Genomic DNA, 20,470 nt, shown 5'->3' with positions numbered 1-20,470 from the left:
GTAATCGATCCTCTGTAGGAGCGAGGCTTGCCCGCGAAGGCGGTGTGTCAGTCAACGTCGATGTTGAATGTGATGACGCCTTCGCGGGCAAGCCTCGCTCCTACAAGAGCTGCGCCAGTCTCGAGGACTGGCGCTGCGGATCAGATCAAACCTTCTTGTACAGCTGACTGCCTTCCTGCTTGAACCGCTCAGCCTGCTCCGCCAAGCCTTGGGCGACTTCGGCATCCACTGTTTCAATCCGCTGGTTGGCCGCGTATTCCCGGACTTCCTGGGTGATTTTCATCGAGCAGAACTTCGGCCCGCACATCGAACAGAAATGCGCGACTTTCGCCGAATCCTTCGGCAGCGTTTCATCGTGATACGAACGTGCGGTGTCCGGATCGAGACCGAGGTTGAACTGGTCTTCCCAACGGAATTCGAAGCGCGCCTTGCTCAAGGCGTTGTCGCGAATCTGCGCGCCCGGATGTCCCTTGGCCAAGTCCGCCGCGTGCGCGGCAATCTTGTAAGTGATGATCCCGGTCTTCACGTCATCCTTGTTCGGCAGGCCCAAGTGTTCCTTCGGCGTGACGTAGCAAAGCATCGCGCAACCGAACCAGCCGATCATCGCCGCGCCGATGCCGGAGGTGATGTGGTCGTAGCCCGGCGCAATGTCGGTGGTCAGCGGGCCGAGGGTGTAGAACGGCGCCTCGTCGCAGCACTCGAGCTGCTTGTCCATGTTCTCCTTGATCAACTGCATCGGCACGTGGCCCGGGCCTTCGATCATGGTTTGCACGTCGTGTTTCCAGGCGATTTTGGTCAGCTCGCCGAGGGTTTCCAGCTCACCGAATTGCGCCGCATCGTTGGCGTCGGCAATCGAGCCCGGACGCAAGCCATCGCCCAGCGAGAAGCTGACGTCGTAGGCCTTCATGATTTCGCAGATGTCTTCGAAATGGGTGTAGAGGAAGCTTTCCTTGTGATGCGCCAGGCACCACTTGGCCATGATCGAACCGCCCCGCGAGACGATGCCGGTCACGCGTTTGGCGGTCAGCGGCACGTAGCGCAACAGCACGCCGGCGTGGATGGTGAAGTAGTCGACGCCCTGCTCGGCTTGCTCGATCAGCGTGTCGCGGAACAGCTCCCAGGTCAGGTCTTCAGCGGCGCCGCCGACTTTTTCCAGCGCTTGATAGATCGGCACAGTACCGATCGGCACTGGCGAGTTGCGGATGATCCACTCGCGGGTTTCGTGAATGTGCTTGCCGGTCGACAAGTCCATGATGTTGTCCGCGCCCCAGCGAATGCCCCAGGTCAGTTTCGCCACTTCTTCTTCGATCGACGAACCCAAAGCACTGTTGCCGATGTTGCCGTTGATCTTCACCAGGAAGTTACGGCCGATGATCATCGGTTCCAGTTCGGTGTGGTTGATGTTGGCCGGAATGATCGCGCGCCCGCGGGCGATTTCTTCACGGACAAACTCAGGCGTGATGATTTTCGGCACGCTGGCGCCGAAGCTGTGGCCGGGGTGTTGCTGGTCGAGCAGGCCGGCGGCGCGCGCCACTTCGAGCTTCATGTTTTCGCGGATGGCAACGAATTCCATCTCGGGCGTGATGATGCCTTTGCGCGCGTAGTGCATCTGGGTCACGTTGCCGCCAGCCTTGGCGCGGCGCGGGTTGTTGACGTGGGCGAAACGCAGTTTGGTCAGTTCGGCATCGGCGAGGCGTTCGCGGCCGAAGTTGGAGCTCAGGCCGGGCAGGCGCTCGGTGTCACCACGGGCTTCGATCCACGGCGAACGCACATCGGCGAGGCCTTTGCGCACGTCGATAATCACGTTGGGGTCGGTGTACGGGCCCGAAGTGTCGTACACAACCACCGGCGCGTTGATCTCGCCGCCGAAGTCGGTCGGGGTCACGTCGAGGCTGATTTCGCGCATTGGCACGAGGATGTCCGGGCGGGAACCCTGAACATAGATTTTTTGCGAACGGGTGAACGGCTGCACTGACTGTTGATCGACTTGGGCCGAGTCACTCAGGTTGGTCGTATTTTTTAGTTTTATCGTCATCACGGGCTCTCCAGACAGCATCCTGCAGTGGATTGTTGTCGGAGCGAACCTGTAACGAATGGACGCGACCAATCAGCGATGAAAATGCTGTTGGTGCTGTGCTCAGTGCTCGAGGGTTGTCGAATATCGAATGTCGATTGTCGAACAACTTCCCGGACGAAGCACAAGAGGACTCGCCGGGTGACGAGAAATCTTGTTCCCTACGCAGGCGTTAACCTGATCAGGTTCAACGGGATCCGAAATTATTCGATCTCAGCCTCATAGCAAGGCACCCCGACAAGAACCCGGCCAGTCTAGACACAACCGGCAAAGAACGCCAACCCCGGTGCGAACCGCATGATAAATGGCGTGATTACAGGATTGTTGCCGAACGTGCGCCCATCTACACTCGCTACGCTGCGCCACGCCTTGACCGTGCGCGGAGCGCGCCGTACCTTTGGCGCTCAAATTATCAGCGTAATTTTTTAGGGATGGCCGCATGCTGCGCAAACTCTCACTGGCCCTTGCCGTGTCTTGTGCTTCCAATGGAATGGCCTGGGCCGCTGAAGCGCCCTTATCCACCAAAACCGACCTGGTCAGTGTTTATCAGGAAGCCGTGGATAACAACGCCGACCTCGCCGCCGCCCGCGCCCAATATGGCGCCCAGAAAGAAATCGTGCCGCAGGCGCGCGCCGGATTGCTGCCGAACCTGTCGGGCGGGGCGAATCTGAGCTCGGTGCGCACCCAGCTCGATCAGCCGTCCGGCACCGCCACCCGCGATGCTCATTCCTACCAGGCGACTTTGGCCCAGCCACTGTTCCGCGCCGATCGCTGGTTCCAGTTTCAGGCCGCCAAGGACGTCAACGAGCAAGCCTCGCTGCAACTCTCGGCGACCGAGCAGAACCTGATCCTGCAAGCGGCGGAAAGCTATTTCAACGTGCTGCGCAGCCAGGACAATCTGGCCTCGACCAAGGCTGAAGAAGCGGCGTTCAAACGCCAGCTCGACCAGTCCAACGAGCGCTTCGATGTCGGCCTCTCGGACAAGACCGACGTGCTGCAATCGCAAGCCAGCTACGACACGGCGCGGGCCAACCGGATCCTCGCGCAACGTCAGGTGGATGACGCGTTTGAAGCGCTGATCACGCTGACCAACCGCCAGTACAACTCGATTCAGGGCATCGTCCACACGTTGCCGATCCTGCCGCCGGCGCCGAACGATGCCAAAGCCTGGGTCGAAACCGCGGCGAAACAGAACCTCAACCTGCTCGCCAGCAACTATGCAGTCAGCGCCGCCGAAGAAACCCTCAAGCAACGCAAGGCCGGCCACGCGCCGACCCTCGATGCGGTGGCGAAATACGAAAAGGGTGACAACGATGCGCTGGGTTTCAGCAACCCGAGCGTGTTTGGCCAGCCGTATGGCGGCAACGTCGAGCAGACCACCGTCGGCCTGCAAGTGAACATCCCGATCTACAGCGGCGGCCTGATCAACTCGCAGGTGCGCGAGTCTTACTCACGACTTGACCAGACCGAGCAGCAACGCGAGCAATTGCGTCGGCAAGTGGTGGAAAACACCCGCAACCTGCACCGCGCGGTCAACACCGACGTCGAGCAAGTGCAGGCGCGCAAGCAGTCGATCATCTCCAACCAGAGCGCGGTGGAAGCCACCGAAATCGGTTATCAGGTCGGCACACGCAACATCGTCGACGTGCTCGACGCGCAGCGCCAGCTCTACACCTCGGTGCGCAACTACAACAACACGCGTTACGACTACATCCTCGACAACCTGCGGTTGAAGCAAGCCGCAGGCACTTTGAACCCGGGGGATCTGCAGGATTTGGCGCGTTATCTGAAAGCTGACTACAACCCGGACAAGGACTTCCTGCCACCGGACCTGGCGAAGGCTGCGGCGGAACAGCTCAAGGCCCGGCCTGGTAAGTAAGCGCACGGCTTGCCCGCGATGGCGTCCTTGAAATCGCTATCGCGAGCAAGCGTTGCTCCAACGGAATCAGCGTCAACCTTTGTAGGAGCATGGCTTGCCCGCGATGGCGATCTTGAAGGTCCATCGCGGGCAAGCGTTGCTCCTACAATTTACCGATCGAGCAACCGCCCCAACCCATCCAGCAACCGCTGCAACGCACCCTGATTGCGCCGCATCACGCTCAACCCCGCCTCCGCCATGCGCTGCGCATCGCGCGGCAATTCGAACAGACGCTGCACCCCCACTGCCAAACCTTCGGCGTCTTCGACCTCGGCCAACGCCCCGGCGCTGCGCAGTTGCGCGGCGATTTCGAGGAAGTTGAACAGGTGCGGACCGCTCAGCACCGGTTTGGCCAGCGCTGCCGGTTCCAGCAAGTTATGCCCGCCATTCGGCACCAGACTGCCACCGACAAACGCGCTGTCGGCGAGCGCGTAGAGAAACAGTAATTCGCCCATGGTGTCGCCCAGCAGCACCGATGTGCCGGCGCTCACCGGTTCGGCCAGTGAACGGCGCACCGTGGCAAAACCCTGCTGTTTGCACAGTTCGAACACCGAGTTGAAACGCTCCGGATGGCGCGGCACCAGGATCAGCAACGCGTCGGGATGATTGGCGAGCAATTGCCGATGCGCCGCCAGCACCACTTCGTCTTCACCTTCGTGAGTGCTGGCGGCGATCCACACCGGGCGCTCCTGCGCCTGCCACTGGCTGCGCAATTCGGCGGCGCGTTGCAACAGCGCTGGGTCGATGGTCAGGTCGAACTTGATCGAGCCAGTCACCTCGACGGTTTGCGGACGCGCGCCGAGATCGCGGAAACGCTGCGCCTCGGCCTCGGTTTGCACCGCAAACAGACTCATCTCGGCGAGCATCGGCGCGGTGAGTTTACGAAAACGGCCATAACCTTTGGCCGAGCGCTCGGACAATCGCGCATTGGCCAGCGCCACCGGAATCCCGCGTCTGGCGCATTGGTGGATGTGGTTGGGCCACAGCTCGGTTTCCATGATCACCGCGAGTTTCGGCTGCACGCGATCGAGGAACCGCGCCGCTGCGCACGGCAAGTCGTAAGGCAAATAACAGTGCTGGATGCGCGGTTCGTTGGCGAACAAGGCCTGAATGCGTTCGGATCCGGTCGGCGTCATGCAGGTCACGGTAATCGGCAGCGTCGGGTAGCGCTGCAGCAGCGCGCGGATCATCGGCGCGGCGGCGATGCTTTCGCCCACGGACACGGCGTGCACCCAAATGCCGCCGGGCTGCATCGTCGGCAAGCCGTATGAGAAGCGCTCGCCAATGCGTTTGGCGTACGCCGGCGCCTTGCGCGCCCGCAGCCATAGCCGAATCGCTACCAATGGCAGCCCCAGGTAAAACAGCGCGGTGTAGAGAGTTCTATTCATGGCGGCGGAGTTTATCGGTTTTTAAGCCGATCGCCTGCAAGTGCACGGCAAAACGTTCTGCCAACCAACGCGCGGCTGGCCCGAGTGGCTCGTCGCGGCGCCACACCAGCTCGACCACCAGCGCTGGCGGGGTCCATTCGCTGACCAGTTCGACCATCTGATTCTGATACGTCGGGTATTGCACGACGTGGCGCGGCAGCCACGCCCAGCCGAGGCCGCGCACCAGCCATTCGGCCATCACGTAAAAACTGTCGGCGCGCCAGACTTGCGGGCTCGCCGGCTCACTGCCGGGGTAGACGCTGGATTCGGTGGACATCAGCAACTGCCGATGCCGCGCCAGTTGCTGGCAATCGACTTCGGCCATGCTCGCCAACGGATGACCCTTGCCGCACACGGTAACCATTTCGACGCTGCCCAGCACCCGCCGCTCCAGCGCTTCGGGGATCTGATCATGGAAAAACAGCAAACCCAGATCGGCGCGGCGCTCGACCAGTTTGCGCGCCACATCGCCCTGCGCGGCGCTGGTCAGTTGCACTTCGACGCTGGGGAATTTGTCCGCCAGCGCTTCGAAACTTTCGATGATCGGCTGATAAGGCATCGCTTCGTCTTGCGCCACCCGCAGCCGCGCTTCCTGGCCACGCATCATCGCCAGCGCCCGACCGTTCAGGCGCTCGCATTGGCGCAGCACTTCGCGCGCCTCTTCGAGCAAGGCATTGCCGGCCTCGGTGAGCCTGGGTTGGCGGCCGCTGCTGCGGTCAAACAGGCTCACGCCCAAATCTTCTTCCAGCAGCGCAATCGAACTGCTGACCGCCGATTGCGCCTTGCGCTGCTCCCGGGCCACTGCCGAGAACGAGCGCTGCTCCGCTACGCTGACGAACAGGCGCAGTTGCTCAAGATTCCATTGAATGTTCATTGCACAACCTATCTCCACAGCCGATAGGTAATGACTTTACCGCATCTGCGGAGTCTCTAGAATGCCGGACCAGAAAGCAGCACTTCAGACGAGGATTTACCTATGACCGCTTACTACTACCTGGCCATCGCCATTTGCGCCGAAGTGATTGCCACTGTTTCGATGAAAGCGGTCAAGGGTTTCAGCACGCCACTGCCGCTGATTCTGGTGATTGTCGGTTACGGCATCGCGTTCTGGATGCTCACGCTGGTGGTGCGCAGCGTGCCGGTGGGCGTGGCGTACGCGGTGTGGGCCGGCATGGGAATTGTGATGGTCAGCGTCGCGGCACTGTTTATCTACGGGCAGAAACTCGACGTGCCGGCAATGCTCGGGATGGCGCTGATCGTGCTGGGCGTGGTGGTCATACAACTCTTCTCGAAAACCGCCGGCCACTGACGTACATGTAGCAGCTGCCGCAGGCTGCGTCCGGCTGCGAAGCAGTCGTTGACTCTGGCAACGCGATTCTTCAGAAAGACCGGAGGCGAGGACTGCGTCCTCGAACGCAGCCTTCGGCAGCTGCTACAAGGTTTGAGTTCGGCTGCGAAGTCGTTGTTAACCTTGATGGCGCGATTCTGCAGAGAGACCGAGGGCGAGGACTGCGTCCTCGAACGCAGCCTTCGGCAGCTGCTACAAGGTTTGCGTTCGGCTGCGAAGTCGTTGTTAACCTTGATGGCGCGATTCTGCAGAGAGACCGAGGGCGAGGACTGCGTCCTCGAACGCAGCCTTCGGCAGCTGCTACAAGGTTTGCGTTCGGCTGCGAAGTCGTTGTTAATCTTGATGGCGCGATTCTGCAGAGAGACCGAGGGCGAGGACTTCGTCCTCGAACGCAGCCTTCGGCAGCTGCTACAAGGTTTGCGTTCGGCATGAATCTGTATACTGCGCCCTCGTCTTGAACACTGAGGTCAGCATGCCATCCGTTATTTCCACCGACATTCTGATTGTCGGCGCTGGTGTCGCCGGCCTCTGGCTGAATGCGCGCCTGCGCCGCCAAGGTTTTTCGACCGTGCTGGTGGAAAGCGCCACCCTCGGTGGCGGGCAGAGTATGAAGTCCCAGGGCATCATCCACGGCGGCGCCAAGTACGCGCTGCACGGTGCGCTGACCGGCGCTTCGGAGGCCATCGCCGACATGCCGCGACGCTGGCGCGAGGCGCTGGCCGGTGACGGCGAACTCGACCTCAGCGGCGTGCGCCTGCTCTCCGAAGCCCATTACCTGTGGTCGCCCGGCACCCTCGCCGGCAACCTCACCAGTTTCTTCGCGAGTAAAGCCGTGCGCGGCCGCGTTGATCAGGTCAAAGGCGAGCAACTGCCGCCAGCGCTGCAAGACAAGCGCTTCAAAGGCAAGGTCTACCGCTTGGCCGAACTGGTGATCGACGTGCCGAGCCTGATCCAGCGCCTCGCCGATCTGGCCGGCGACGGCTTGCTCGCCGGCCAAGTGATCGAGCCGTTGTTGGAGGCCGGTTTGCTGGTCGGGCTGAAAGTCGATGGCCGCGACATCCGCGCCCAGCGCATCGTCCTCAGCGCCGGCGCCGGCACCGCCGGGCTGCTCGAAGCTTTGGGCCTGAGCAACCCGGCCATGCAGCGCCGGCCGTTGCACATGATTATCGCCAAAGGCCCGAGCCTGAAACCGCTGTACGCCCACTGCCTGGGCGGTGGCACCAAACCGCGCATCACCGTGACCACCCATCCGGCGGCTGATGGCCAATGGGTCTGGTATTTGGGCGGCGACATTGCCGAAGCCGAGGGCGTGGCCCGCGAACCGGCCGAGCAAATTGCCACCGCGCAAAAAGAACTTGGCCAATTGCTGCCGTGGATCGACCTCAGCACTGCGCGATGGGCGACCCTGCGCGTCGACCGCGCCGAGCCGCTGCAATCGGGCCTGAGCCGCCCAGACAACGCGTTCCTCGCCGAGCAAGGCAAATTGCTGGTCGGTTGGCCGACCAAACTGGCCCTGGCGCCGGACTTCGCCGACCGCGTCATCGCCAGCCTCGCCCGCGACCACATCCAGCCCGGCCCGACACAACCGTTGCCCGAGCTGCCGAAACCACCGATGGGCGTTCCTGCCTGGGAGCAATTGCTGCCATGAGCCAACCAACTCTGCACGACTTGCATCGTCCCTTGGGCAGCACCGGCCTGACGGTTTCGCCGCTGGGCCTGGGCACGGTGAAACTGGGCCGCGACCAAGGGGTGAAATACCCCAACGGCTTTCAGATCCCCAACGACGAAGAAGCGCGCATGCTCCTGCAAATGGCGCGCAACATGGGCATCAATCTGATCGACACCGCGCCCGCCTACGGCCACAGCGAAGAACGCCTCGGCCCATTGCTGCGCGGCCAGCGTCAGGATTGGGTGATCGTCAGCAAGGTCGGCGAAGAGTTCGCCGATGGTCAGTCGAGCCACGACTTCAGCGCCGCGCATACGCGGCTGTCGGTTGAACGCAGCCTGCAACGTCTGGAAACGGATTTTATCGACCTGGTGCTGGTGCACTCCGACGGCAACGACCTGGCGATTCTCAACGACAGCGAAGTCTATGCAACGCTCGCGGCGCTGAAACAGGAAGGCAAGATTCGCGGATTCGGCTTTTCCGGAAAAACCGTCGAGGGTGGTTTGAAGGCTCTGGAACAGGGCGACTGCGCGATGGTCACCTACAATTTGAACGAACAGGGCGAGAAAGCCGTCATTGACTATGCTGCTGCGCATGGCAAAGCGATCCTGGTGAAAAAAGCCCTCGCCAGCGGCCACGTCATCCTCAGCCCCGGCGTCGACGCCGTGCAAGCCAGCTTCGAGTTGTTGTTTGAACATCCGGGTGTTGCCAGTGCTATTGTCGGGACCATCAATCCGCTGCACCTCGCCCACAACGTCGCGACCGTTGCCAAGGTCCTACGTAGAAACTGATGCCGCCGACGCGGCCTTAAGCAGGAGCCGACATGCCGCGTACGCTCATTAGAAAGAACCCGAGCAACTTCAAGACCCTGCCGTTATTCGTCGAAGCGACGCCCGAAGGCCTGAGCTATCAAAGCGTCGGGATGCCGCTGAATTTCTCCCAGACCTTGCAACGCCGTCGCCCGGTCACGGTGCCCGACAACGAGCGTTTTGCCCTGGAGCTGGCCAACCTCGGGGTTTCGGTGCGTCTGACCCTGCATTGGCAGAATCGTGATTATTGGGTGCTGGTGCGCCAGCGTCGGCAGGACCGTGGCGACGTGGTGCTCAAGCTGATTTCCGGTTACGTGCCGGCGCATGAGCTGAACCTGCCGCTGCACACCGCGATCCAGGAAATTGCCGAAGAGTGCCTGCTGGAGACCCCGGAGGGCTGGCTCGGCGGGCGTTTCAACGACACGTGGCTGCCGGCGCCCTACTCGTCTGCGCTGCATTATCGCGAAGCGCTGCCCTTTCGCCTGACGCCGCTGTCCGGCGCGGCGCGGCCCGTGCGCAGCGCCAATCTGCAGTTGATCGAACGTCCGCGCGCTTATGTGCATTTGCCCACGGCATCGCTGCAATTGATCTACGACTTGCGCCTCGACGTGCCCAAGGAAGCCAAATCGCTGAGCCTGTTTCATGTCGACGAACGGCTGGAGGGCGATCAACTGGTCGCGCGCCTCGATCGCAAGCGCCCGGACCTGTATTTGATGCCGCTGGAAGAAGGCGTGCCTTTGCCCGAGCTGTACACGCTCAAGCGCGACAAGCTGATCCCGGCCAGCACTCGCGGGCTGTATCTGGCGGAGAGTTTTGCGATTCAGGAAGGCTGGACCGTGCGCGAAGAGCGGATCCGCTGGAAAGACTGGGTGGTGCAACAAGGGCTGGAAGCGCCGAAGGCACCTCGACGCGGCTTGAAGAAACTCAGCGTCAAGGCCCTGCGTCTGGTGCGGCTGGTGCGCGGCAGTCTGCGCAAGGAACCGTAACATTCGAGTGGTGGCGCAGGCCCGTTCTAGCCTGCGCGGCGCTTGTCGATCAGCGTGCGCAACCGCGCAAAAAAGTGGAAATAACGATTCTCGCGTTTGCCCATGCCGCGCTTGGGCGAAAACGACTCCTCGGCAAACGCGCCACTGATCCGCACGCGCGATGCCTGGGTCGGCACGGTGCAAATCTTCGCTCCAGCCTGTTGCAGGGCGAACTTGAGCAAACGCTCGGAATGCAACTTGCGCCCGGTGGCTTTGCTGAAATCGAAAATCCGTTCGATCCGTTTGCCGTAGGCGACAAAAGTGTCGCGACCACAAACCGCAAACCGATCATTCAAACCGCCCCACCACTGCCAGTCCGGAATGTAAGCGTTCAACCGCCGCGCCTCGGGTTGCTGGAACACGTAGGTCGGCAGCGCGGTATGGAAGAAGTTGTCCGGGCGCACGAACACGACAAAATCGGGTTTGAACGACTCCATCATCGTCGTCACTTCGTGCAGCGAATTGAGCTGATAAATCAGGTTTCGCAGCGAGGCGAAATCATCCGCCCAGGTGTCGCCGAGCGCTTTCACTTGTTCAAAATCCCAGCGCTCGAGCACTCCGTCGGTGGAGTCGAGCCGCCCGGTCATGGTCTCGAACGGCGCGTAGTTGTCCGCCGCCAACAAGCCCTGTTCGCCGGAACGCGAGTTCTGCACTTCGTCGATTTTGTACAAGTGGTAGAAGCACTTCACGTTGCTGTCGGCAGGCAACTGCGCAAGAACGTTTGCTTGAATCGATGGAAAGCAGATTTGCGAATTTCTCGGGATACCAAAAAAAGCCACCGCAATATTCAACACTCGACAGCACCCCTTGAAAGTTGATCAGTAATCACTGGCGATTAAACAGTTTCTGCCACCAACTGCGACGGCGCAGCGGTGTGACGATGACGTCCGCTTGTTGCAGCCATTCGCGCTCGTAATCCCAGGCGTGCCCGCCCCAGCGCTTGCCGGCTTCGTTGGAAAAACCCAGCGTCATCAGTTGATAGCTGTAACCGGCGTGGCCGCGCAGCCAGTCGAGCAGTACCAGCGCGTTGAAGCCGGTAGTCGGGCCGACGTAACGTTTGCCGCCCGGACGATCGACCGGGTAGTGCCACAAGGGCGGCAGCGGAATGCGCTCCCAATACAGCGCCACTGACGGCAACGGGCACATCTCGCCGGTGCAGCCGACCAGCATGGTGAAACACCGCGCCGGGTTCTGCGCGAACAGCCGCTGCACTTCGGGGCCATACGGCAGGCCAAAAAAATACGCGTCCGGCGCGTTAAAGCCATGCACAAACAGATTCACGCTGTGCGGGCTCAGCAGCGGTGCGAGCACGCAGGTGTTGAAGCTGACCACCACGTCATCCGCGCCGATGTTCAGCGCGGCGAAATCGGCTTGGGTGATCGCTGGATTATTGGCGACAAGCACCACTCGCGCGGCGTTGCGCAGGCACTCTTTGAGCGCCGGCGGCATGCCATTTTCAATGGATTGATAACCACCGGGCAGCGCGTCCAGCGCCAGGGTTTCAGCCGTCTGCGACGGTTGTTTGTTCATGACGGCTGCGGCACCTGCATGCCGTAGCGCAACTTGACCCAAAACCGCGTGAACGCTGAAGGCGGCTGCCACGGGCGCATTTCACGTTGAATTTCAGTGGCGAGGGCGCGACCGACGCGGGCAAACGAATACTGGCTCTCGGCGAACGCCTGGCCGTTGCTGGCGATGCGCGCTGTCAGCTCAGGGTCGTTCTGCAGCAACTCGAGTTTTTCCACCGCTTCATCTTCAGAGCGGTAGAAAACCGTGTTGTGCATATCACGGAAACCCAGCAGCTGGTCCTCTTCGCCCTGACTCCAGGCCAGCAAGACGCAGCCGCAAGCCATGGCTTCAAAGTTTTTGATCATGAACTCGTTCATGCCGATATCGGCACTGACGAAGATTTTGATGCGGTTGAGCATTTGCAGGTACTCGGTGCCGGACTTGGTCCGCGTCACGAGCATTCCGGTACGCCGCGCCAGCGAATTGAGCAATGCCTTTCGGTGCGCGTACTCGGTGCTTTTCAGACTGCCGAGAAAACCCACCGGAATGTCGCGCTCGCTGCCGGTGTTGTGCAGCATCTGTTCGTCATAACCCTTGGAAACGAACACCGCGTCGATGTCTTCTGCGCGCAAGCGACGCGCCACCACAGCCCCGGAAACCAGCGCACGTGAACTCGGCAAACGGCTGTACAACCGCGAGTAAACGCCCATGTATTTACTCTCGGGCATGTAGTTCTGATAAGCGTCATGCTCAAGAAAAATCAGCCCGGGAATACACTTCAAGACACGCAGTTGAGGCACCAGGCGTTTGACCCGGGAGAAAATCACCACTCGGTCAAAAGTCTGGTAATGGACCGATGCGAGAAACGGCCCCAGGTTCATCTGCTGCTTTTTGCTCAGGCGATAGATGACGCACTCGTCGCAGTTTTGCTGCACGAGTTCATACAGGCGATCCAGAATGACGCGCTGCTCGTCCATCACCAGGAGCATTACTTTCATAAATCGGTTACCACGGGACAAAAGCTTAGAAACATTAGGTTAAATACCGGCCGATAGCATCTGGACGGTGATCCTCACAAAAAAACCCGTTCATACACTGTATGAAACGGGTGTAGTTAATCTTGATTAGTGGCTGCGAATTTTCTCGACAATCGCCGTCGTCGAGCTGTTTTCAACCAGCCCCAACACTTTAACGGTACCGCCGTAAGCGCTGACGATGTCAGCACCGACAACCTGGTCGATCCCGTAGTCGCCGCCCTTCACCAACACGTCCGGCTTGACCTCGCGCAGGAGGTTTTCCGGCGTGCCTTCAGCAAAACTGATCACCCAGTCCACCGCGCCCAACCCGGCCAGTACGGCCATGCGTCGGTCGACACTGTTGATCGGCCGACCCGGCCCTTTCAGGCGGCTCACCGAGGCATCGTCGTTGACCGCGACAATCAAGCGATCACCCTGAGCGCGCGCCTGCTCGAGGTAGGTCACGTGCCCGGCATGCAGGATGTCGAAGCAGCCGTTGGTGAAGACAATCCGCTCTTTGTGCGCACGCGCATCGTCGACCGCCAGCAACAGTTGCTCCAGACCCAACACACCACGCTCGGAACCTTCCTCGCGCTGAATCGCGCGGCGCAGTTCCGGGGCGCTGATGCACGCGGTACCGAGCTTGCCGACGACGATACCCGCCGCCAGGTTGGCCAGCGCCACCGCGTGGGGCAGTTCTTCGCCAGCGGCAATCGCTGCGGCCAATGTCGAAATTACCGTGTCGCCGGCACCAGTGACGTCGAACACTTCACGCGCCCGCGCCGGCAAGTGCAGCGCCGGATGATCCGGGCGCAACAGGGTCATGCCATGTTCGCCACGGGTCACCAGCAAGGCGCCGAGGTCGAGATCGTGCATCAGCGTCGCGCCCTTGCTCACCAGTTCGTGCTCATCGGCGCAACCGCCGACGATGGCTTCGAACTCGCTGAGGTTCGGGGTGATCAGGCTCGCACCACGGTAAATCGAGAAATCCTTGCCCTTGGGGTCGGCCAGCACCGGAATGCCACGGGCACGGGCGGCCTGGATCAGCACCTGATGGTTTTTCAACGCACCTTTGCCGTAATCCGAGAGCACCAGCACTTTGATGCCTTCCAGCAATTCGTCGACCTGCTCGCCCAGCGCCAGAGCGTCAGTGGCGAACGGTTCTTCAAAGTCGATCCGCAGCAGTTGCTGGTGACGACTCATGACCCGCAACTTGACGATGGTCGGCTGATGCGCAATGCGCTGAAACAACGCGCGCACGCCAGCGCCTTCGAGGCTGTTGGCGAGGCTGTCGGCAGCTTCATCGTCGCCGGTAACGCCGACCAGCGAGGCCGGCGCACCCAGTGCAGCGATATTGAGTGCAACGTTGGCGGCACCGCCCGGGCGGTCCTCGATTTGTTCGACCTTCACCACCGGTACCGGCGCCTCAGGGGAAATCCGTGAGGTACCACCATGCCAGTAACGGTCGAGCATGACATCGCCGACCACCAATACAGGGGCTTGATCGAATCGCGGCATGGACAACTTCATGGAGCAACCCACATACAAAATGAACAAGGGCGGGATATTAGCACAGGGTTGGGGCGTGACTGCCGCGAGGCACAATTGAGGTACACAAAAGCAAAAAATCGCAGCCTGTAATGGTTCGAAAACCTCAGGCTGCGATTTTTCGACCGCGACGGCTACATAGCCGTCAACGGGCTCAGGCCATGTCTTGCGCCGGGGCATCCAGGCCCATGGCGTTCAAGCGTGCGTAATAGCCGTTCTGCGCCAACAGTTCGCCGTGCGTGCCGCGCTCGACGATCTTGCCCTGGTCCATGACCAGAATCAGATCGGCTTTCTCGATGGTCGACAAACGGTGGGCGATCACCAACGTGGTGCGGCCCTTCATGACGTGATCCAGCGCCGCCTGAATGTGCCGTTCCGATTCGGTATCCAGCGCCGAAGTCGCCTCGTCGAGAATCAGCAATGGCGCGTTTTTCAGCAAGGCCCGGGCAATCGCCAGACGTTGGCGCTGACCGCCGGAAAGCAGCACGCCGTTTTCGCCGACCTGGGTGTCCAGGCCTTCGGGCAACTGGGCGATGAAGTCCATGGCGTAAGCGTCTTTCGCCGCTTTCTCGATGTCTTCACGCGGCGCGCCAGCCAAGTCGCCATAAGCGATGTTGTTGGCCACGGTGTCGCTGAACAGCGTGACGTGCTGGGTGACCTGGGCGATGTGCTTGCGCAGGTTCAACAGCTTGTACTGCTCCACTTCCACGCCATCGATGAGGATCTCGCCTTTGTCGTGGTGATAGAAACGTGGAATCAGGTTGGCCAGCGTCGACTTGCCGCTGCCCGAGCGCCCGACCAGCGCGACCATCTGCCCCGGTTCGACCGAGAAACTGATGTCGTTGAGCACCTGACGGTCAGTGTCCGGGTAGGTGAAGCTGAGGTTGCGCACGTCCAGGCGACCGCTGACCGCATCGCGCTCGATGGTGCCGGTGTCGACCTCTGGCGCGACGTCCAGTTGTTCGAAAATGCTCTCCGCGCCGGCCACGCCTTTCTGGATGGTCGAGCTGACTTCAGACAACTGGCGGATCGGTTTGGGCAGCAGGCCGGCCAGGGTGATGTAAGCAATCATGTCACCGGCCGAAGCATCGCCGCGCAGGTACAACACGAGGAACATCAGCACCGCCATGGCGCTGTAGATCACCAGTTGCAGCAGCGGTGTGTAGATCGCGCCGGTGCGGGTCATGCGCAATTGTTTGTCAGTGTTGCCCTGGCTGGCCTTGAGGAAACGCTTCTGCTCGTAGACTTCACCACCGAAGCTGCGCACCACGCGATAGCCCTGAATGGTTTCCGAAGACACGTGCGTCACGTCACCCATGGCGACCTGGATTTTCTTGCTCTGCTTGCGGAATTTCTTGCTCGCGGTGCTCACCATCACGGCAATCAGCGGCAGGATCGCAATCATCACCAGCGTCAGTTTCCAGTTCATGAACAGCAGCGAGGCGAACAGGAAAATTACCGTCATGCCTTCGCGGATTACGACCTTGATCGCATCTGTCGCCGCCCCGGTGACCATGGTCACGTTGAAGGTGATACGCGAAATCAGATGACCCGAGTTATGCTTGTCGAAATATCGGTTGGGCAAGACCAGCAGATTATTGAACAGTTGAACCCGAAGGTCGTGAACCAGTCCGAGTGAAACCTTGGCCAGGAAGTAATTGCCCAGGAAGGAACCCAGACCTTGCCACGCTGCGATCACGATGATCAGCAGAGGCACCGCTTGCAGCAGTTGCAGGTCACGCAGGTATGGCACGCTCGGAAACAGCACCGCCTGCGGATTGGACAGGCCATCGACGAAGTACTTCAGGATGTAGCCGAGCATCGGCTGCGTCGAAGCAAAAATCAGAAAGCCGACAATGCTGATCAGAAACAGACTGATGTACGGCCGGACATAGCCGAGCAGGCGGAAGTAGATTTTCAAGCTCGATGGGCTTGCGGAGAGACTGGAGTCGGTCATATCACGCGATTGTCGATAAAAAGGACGCTGACTTTAGCACAGCTTCTTCGGGGTTCTGGCAAACGCATAAAGGCTGTTATTGTTAGACGGCTCAAACAGTATCAGATAGCCATCACCAGAACGGCCGATCAACTTCCAGGATTGAATTTCCCAGCATGCAATTCAGCGGTTTAAACAGCTCTTCCAATCGAGTATTCGATTTCATTTGCCTGTGGATGCTTCCAGCAGGTTATTTCTTGCTTCTGTGCTCGCTGTTCTTTCTGCCGGATCGCAGTCTGCTGCACAAGTTTTACTACGGCTTGTTCAGCATTCCCTCGCTGATAGCGCTGTGCCTGCGCCCGCGCGAGCTCAAGCAGTTGCTGCGCGAGCCGATCTTTATCGCGATGCTGGTGTTCGCCGGATGGGCCATGTTCAGCCTGCTTTGGGGCCCGGGCGATGAAAGATTCGCCGGTAAATTCAAGGCGCCGCTGCACACCCTGATGCTCTTCGCCGGGTGTTATCTGCTGGTCCGCTATCGCACCGAAATTGTTCAACCGTTGCTGTTCGGCGCCGCCATCGTCGGGCTGATCGCATCGATTTATAACCTCTACATGTTTGCCCAGATCTACACGCCAGGTGCGCGGCTGATCGGTAGCGGCGCGTTCGACAATCCATTGCTGAGCTCGCACCTGTTCGGGTTTTTCTGTGCGTATTGGCTCAGTTTGAGCATGACCTGCAAGCGCCCGCAGATACTTTTGCTGAGTATTCCGGCAGTGTTGATCATGCTGACGGCGGTGATCGCGACCGGTTCGCGGACACCACTGGTGGCGCTGACACTGGCCGCGCTGTGGCTGAGCTTCACTTGCTGGAATCGCCGCTCCGTGGTGCTGCTCGGCATCCTGCTTGCCAGTGGTGCGGCAGTGCTGATGTTTTTCTCCGACATGATTTTCGAGCGCGGGTATTCATACCGTCTGCAGATCTGGCAGATCGTCCTGCAGAAAATTGCTGAACACCCATGGATCGGCCATGGCTACGACGCCAGCCTGAGCGTCGATCCGGGCGTGGGCTACTTGCTTTCAGAGCCGCACAGCTTTGCCTTGGGTGTGCTTTATTACGTCGGAATTCTCGGTCTTATCCCGTGGCTGTTCTTCCAGGGCTACGCCCTGCTGTGCAGCTGGCGCCATCGCGTACAACCGCTGTTCATCATTGCCTCGACGTGGATGATTTTCGGCATCGGCGCGGGCCTGACCGAGGGCGGCGGGATTATCTCGCGGCCCAAGGAGCACTGGTTCCTGCTGTGGATTCCGCTGGCGCTGATTGCCGCGCTGAGCATCAACCAGCGCGCCGGCCGCTTGCTCGCGATGTCGATCAAGAAACTCTCGCAGCCGGCCTTCCTGTCGCTATCCGCCAACGCGCGGGTGATTGAAGAAGACGGCCTGGGCCCCAAAGTCCTGCGCCTGGAGGATGGCAGTTTCCTCAAGCTGTTCCGCGCTCGCCGCTGGTACACATCGGGCAGCTTCAATTCCTACTCCGAACGCTTCGCCGTCAACAGTGAGCGCTTGCGCGAACTGGGTTTCCCGACGCCACAGATCCTCGACCTGTATCGCCTCGATGATGGCAGCAGCGCCGTGCATTACACGCCGCTGCCGGGCAATACGCTGCGTCAGGTGCTGCAAGCAATCACCGCGCCGGACGTGCGCCAGGCATTGGTGGAACGCTTCGGCAAGTTCATGGCGCAGTTGCACGAGCGCGGCGTGTATTTCCGTTCGCTGCATCTGGGCAATGTATTGGTGCTGGAGGACGGTGAATTCGGCCTGATCGATGTCGCCGATCTGCGTCTCTACCCATCGGCGCTGAGCCTGTCATTGCGCCAGCGCAATCTGCGCCATATGCAGCGCTACACCGCCGACCGACGCTGGTTGTTCGAGGATCATTTCCAGGCGTTGCTGCAAGGTTATGGCGTGACCGCCTCGCAAGCGGCCGTGAACAGACTGCACAAACAAGTGCTGGCGGACAGCGCCACGGCCCAGGTCAGCTGATCGGTGGAGCGCGCCAACGCGCTCTACTTCTTATCGCTTTATTCGACACCGCTGCCCTGATCGCAGCGGTGCTCAGTCTTTTTCCAGCGGCGAAAAATACAAACGTCCCAAGCCGCGCCAGGTTTTCTTGTTCCACGACTTGAACGGGATCTGCGCCAGCAGTTCACGCGCCAGTTTGCGGTCGCGACTCGCGGCTTTGAGGAACATCGAACTGAGGAATTTGCAGCGCACGTGCTCATACAACGGGTGATCGCTGAACAGCGCGTAGGTGCGCAGAATGTTGTCGATCATGAAGCGGTGATTCTTGTAAGAATTGGTGGCGTGCTTGCGATAGCGCGCCATCAACACGTTCAGGCCATCGATGAAATAACCGGCGTGAGTCACCTTCAGCTCGATCAGCAAATCTTCCAGGCGAATATTCGGATCGAAGCCGCCGACCTTGTCCAGCGCCTCACGGCGAATCATCAGGGTCGGGGCCGGCGGATACGGTTTGAGTTCGAGGAACATGTCCTCGAAGTCCAGGCGCCGGAATGGCACGTCGCGGCGCTGGCGCTTCTCCGGATAGAGATTGCCGTCGGCGTCGATCAGCTCGATGTTGCCGGCGCAGATCCCCACTTCGGGCTTGCCGTCCATGTACGCGACCTGCGTGGCAATACGCTCCGGCAGCATGATGTCATCGGAGCCGAACGGCACGATCAGGCTGCCCGTTGAGCGCGCAATCGCGCCGTTGAGCGTGTTGGTCAGGCCCTGATTTTCCTGCACCCGAAAATCGAAACCGTGCTGCGCCTGCAACGCTTTGATGCGCTCGACGCTGCCATCCTTTGAGCCGTCATCGACCACCAGCAACTCGATGTTCGAGTAGGTCTGGTTGACCACGCTGAGGATGCTTTCCTCGATATAGCGTTCGTGGTTATACGACGCGATGATGACCGTGACGATAGGTTGCGCGTCGCTCATTTGTGTTCCTTGCGAGCCTGTTCCAGGCCGGATTCAATCAGGTTCAGGTATTCCTGGCGGAACACCTCGATGTCGTGTTCGGTTTGCAGATAAGCAAAGGCCTGCTCGCCTTTGGCCCTTAGCTCGTCGTCGGGCAGCGCGAGGTAGGTGTCCAGTGCGGCGGTCAGGCTCGGCACGTCTTTGGGGGTAATCGCCAGGCCTCCGGCGCCTTCGATCAGCGGCAGCATGGCCGGCACTTTCGAAGCAATCACCGGCAAGTGCCCGCTCATGCCTTCAAGCAGCGCCAGGCCCAGGCCTTCGGCCAGCGACGGCATGGTCCAGACATCGAAGGCGCGGATGTACTGCAAGGCGATTTCCTTGAAACCGAGCAAATGCGCGCGACCGGTAAGGCCCAGGCGCTCGATCTCGGCGGCGAGTTTAGCTTCTTCGCGGCCGGCGCCAATAATCGCCAATTGTGTATTCGGGTACTTGTCCTTGAGCGCGGCGAACGCCTGCAACAAGTAAGTGTGGCCCTTTATCGGCACCAGCCGCCCGAGCGCGCCGATCAAACGCACCGACGGATCGATGCCCAACAACTCACGGGCGCGCTCGCGGCTGTGCTGCAAGCCTTCAGCCTGTTCGATGTCGATGGCATTGGTGATCGCGTAGGTGTTCTGGTCGGTAAACCCGCACTTGCAGTCCAGCAAGTACTGTTTGACCGCTGGCGAGACCCCGACAAAACGCCAGTGCCGATCAATCAGGCGCTGGGTCTGGCGGCGCCGGTAAAAGCGGTCGTATTCGCCGAAACCATGAGAGATGCCGATGCACAGCGGCACCTTCAGCCAGCGGTTGAGCGCCAGCATCATGTTCACCGGTTTGAAGCGGTTGCAGATCACCACGTCGAACTTCTCGGCGCGGCAAAATTTGTACAGCTGCCACATCGCGCGCAGGCGCATGCCTTTGAGAGACTTGTCGGAAAACTCGAAATACACCGAACGGTCGGCACGGCTCACCGCCTCGCCAGGCCCAGGTTTGCCGCGCAGGAACGCCGCAGTCACCTCATAACGATCGCCAGGCAAGGCCTTGACGATCTGCTCTGCCAGGTCGGCAAAGTCATGGGATTTGACGTTGTAGTCAGGCTGCAATTGCAGAACCTTGGACCGTTGACTCATAACTCTCCCCGGAGGAAACCGTTCGCATCGATGACCCAGGAGGCCTG

At 60.4% G+C, this 20,470-nt stretch carries 16 protein-coding genes and 1 riboswitch; of the genes, 6 read left to right on the top strand and 10 right to left on the bottom strand.

The window, feature by feature from the left end; genetic code table 11:
• Window positions 1-145: 145 nt before the first annotated feature.
• Window positions 146-2,035 carry a phosphomethylpyrimidine synthase ThiC gene (thiC, locus tag FBY12_RS20040; RefSeq protein ID WP_121732864.1) on the bottom strand — a complete coding sequence of 630 codons (1,890 nt, stop codon included), beginning with the start codon at window positions 2,033-2,035 and terminating at the stop codon, window positions 146-148.
• A gap of 180 nt (window positions 2,036-2,215) precedes the next feature.
• Window positions 2,216-2,321, bottom strand: a riboswitch (TPP riboswitch).
• A 192-nt stretch (window positions 2,322-2,513) separates the two neighbouring features.
• On the opposite strand from thiC, the gene FBY12_RS20035 reads away from it, so the two are divergent.
• Window positions 2,514-3,953, top strand: coding sequence for a TolC family outer membrane protein (locus FBY12_RS20035; protein ID WP_145255251.1), 1,440 nt, complete (start codon window positions 2,514-2,516; stop codon window positions 3,951-3,953).
• Window positions 3,954-4,102: 149 nt separating this feature from the next.
• Here the strand turns inward: FBY12_RS20035 and waaA are convergent, their stop codons facing one another.
• On the bottom strand, window positions 4,103-5,380 hold the full coding sequence (waaA, locus tag FBY12_RS20030; protein WP_145255248.1) for a lipid IV(A) 3-deoxy-D-manno-octulosonic acid transferase: 1,278 nt from the start codon (window positions 5,378-5,380) through the stop codon (window positions 4,103-4,105).
• Entirely contained in the window at window positions 5,373-6,293 is a 921-nt protein-coding gene (locus FBY12_RS20025; protein WP_101208350.1) for a LysR family transcriptional regulator, read from the bottom strand. Before FBY12_RS20025 ends, waaA begins: the two co-directional genes overlap by 8 nt.
• Before the next feature lie 102 nt (window positions 6,294-6,395).
• Here FBY12_RS20025 and FBY12_RS20020 point away from each other — a divergent pair, with 102 nt between their 5' ends.
• The 4 genes from FBY12_RS20020 (at window position 6,396) to FBY12_RS20005 (ending at window position 10,228) form a co-directional block, all read left to right on the top strand.
• The gene (locus FBY12_RS20020; RefSeq protein WP_008027887.1) at window positions 6,396-6,728 is read left to right on the top strand and encodes a multidrug efflux SMR transporter; all 333 of its coding nucleotides are present in this window, start codon (window positions 6,396-6,398) and stop codon (window positions 6,726-6,728) included.
• A gap of 511 nt (window positions 6,729-7,239) precedes the next feature.
• Entirely contained in the window at window positions 7,240-8,415 is a 1,176-nt protein-coding gene (locus FBY12_RS20015) for an FAD-binding oxidoreductase (protein ID WP_145255246.1), read from the top strand.
• Window positions 8,412-9,224, top strand: a complete 813-nt coding sequence (locus FBY12_RS20010) for an aldo/keto reductase (RefSeq protein ID WP_145255243.1) — start codon at window positions 8,412-8,414, stop codon at window positions 9,222-9,224. The genes FBY12_RS20015 and FBY12_RS20010 overlap by 4 nt, the downstream gene beginning before the upstream one ends.
• Window positions 9,225-9,256: 32 nt before the next feature.
• The gene (locus tag FBY12_RS20005) at window positions 9,257-10,228 is read left to right on the top strand and encodes a metal ABC transporter ATPase (RefSeq protein WP_092274236.1); all 972 of its coding nucleotides are present in this window, start codon (window positions 9,257-9,259) and stop codon (window positions 10,226-10,228) included.
• A 26-nt stretch (window positions 10,229-10,254) separates the two neighbouring features.
• Here the strand turns inward: FBY12_RS20005 and FBY12_RS20000 are convergent, their stop codons facing one another.
• The 5 genes from FBY12_RS20000 to msbA all read right to left on the bottom strand — a co-directional run bounded on the left by FBY12_RS20000 (window position 10,255) and on the right by msbA (window position 16,297).
• The gene (locus FBY12_RS20000; RefSeq protein ID WP_145255240.1) at window positions 10,255-11,061 is read right to left on the bottom strand and encodes a hypothetical protein; all 807 of its coding nucleotides are present in this window, start codon (window positions 11,059-11,061) and stop codon (window positions 10,255-10,257) included.
• Between the two features lie 31 nt (window positions 11,062-11,092).
• Window positions 11,093-11,797 carry a hypothetical protein gene (locus FBY12_RS19995; RefSeq protein WP_145255238.1) on the bottom strand — a complete coding sequence of 235 codons (705 nt, stop codon included), beginning with the start codon at window positions 11,795-11,797 and terminating at the stop codon, window positions 11,093-11,095.
• The gene (locus tag FBY12_RS19990) at window positions 11,794-12,774 is read right to left on the bottom strand and encodes a glycosyltransferase (RefSeq protein ID WP_145255235.1); all 981 of its coding nucleotides are present in this window, start codon (window positions 12,772-12,774) and stop codon (window positions 11,794-11,796) included. Before FBY12_RS19990 ends, FBY12_RS19995 begins: the two co-directional genes overlap by 4 nt.
• Window positions 12,775-12,900: 126 nt before the next feature.
• Window positions 12,901-14,322, bottom strand: coding sequence for a bifunctional D-glycero-beta-D-manno-heptose-7-phosphate kinase/D-glycero-beta-D-manno-heptose 1-phosphate adenylyltransferase HldE (gene hldE / locus FBY12_RS19985; RefSeq protein WP_092274247.1), 1,422 nt, complete (start codon window positions 14,320-14,322; stop codon window positions 12,901-12,903).
• A gap of 172 nt (window positions 14,323-14,494) precedes the next feature.
• Window positions 14,495-16,297: a lipid A export permease/ATP-binding protein MsbA gene (gene msbA / locus FBY12_RS19980; RefSeq protein ID WP_121732854.1), complete on the bottom strand. Its 1,803-nt coding sequence runs from the start codon at window positions 16,295-16,297 to the stop codon at window positions 14,495-14,497.
• Window positions 16,298-16,452: 155 nt separating this feature from the next.
• On the opposite strand from msbA, the gene FBY12_RS19975 reads away from it, so the two are divergent.
• On the top strand, window positions 16,453-18,315 hold the full coding sequence (locus FBY12_RS19975) for a bifunctional O-antigen ligase/aminoglycoside phosphotransferase family protein (RefSeq protein WP_145255232.1): 1,863 nt from the start codon (window positions 16,453-16,455) through the stop codon (window positions 18,313-18,315).
• A gap of 72 nt (window positions 18,316-18,387) precedes the next feature.
• Here the strand turns inward: FBY12_RS19975 and FBY12_RS19970 are convergent, their stop codons facing one another.
• Both FBY12_RS19970 and FBY12_RS19965 read right to left on the bottom strand, forming a co-directional pair.
• Window positions 18,388-19,272 carry a glycosyltransferase gene (locus tag FBY12_RS19970; protein ID WP_145255229.1) on the bottom strand — a complete coding sequence of 295 codons (885 nt, stop codon included), beginning with the start codon at window positions 19,270-19,272 and terminating at the stop codon, window positions 18,388-18,390.
• A complete protein-coding gene (locus FBY12_RS19965) occupies window positions 19,269-20,423 on the bottom strand; it encodes a glycosyltransferase family 4 protein (RefSeq protein ID WP_145255226.1) in 1,155 nt (384 codons plus the stop codon). Before FBY12_RS19965 ends, FBY12_RS19970 begins: the two co-directional genes overlap by 4 nt.
• Between the last annotated feature and the right edge of the window lie 47 nt (window positions 20,424-20,470).

This window comes from Pseudomonas sp. SJZ131 (assembly GCF_007828705.1).
Lineage (GTDB): Bacteria > Pseudomonadota > Gammaproteobacteria > Pseudomonadales > Pseudomonadaceae > Aquipseudomonas > Aquipseudomonas prosekii.
Note: the sequence above shows the minus strand (reverse complement) of the source record. Positions and strands in the feature narration are given on the sequence as shown.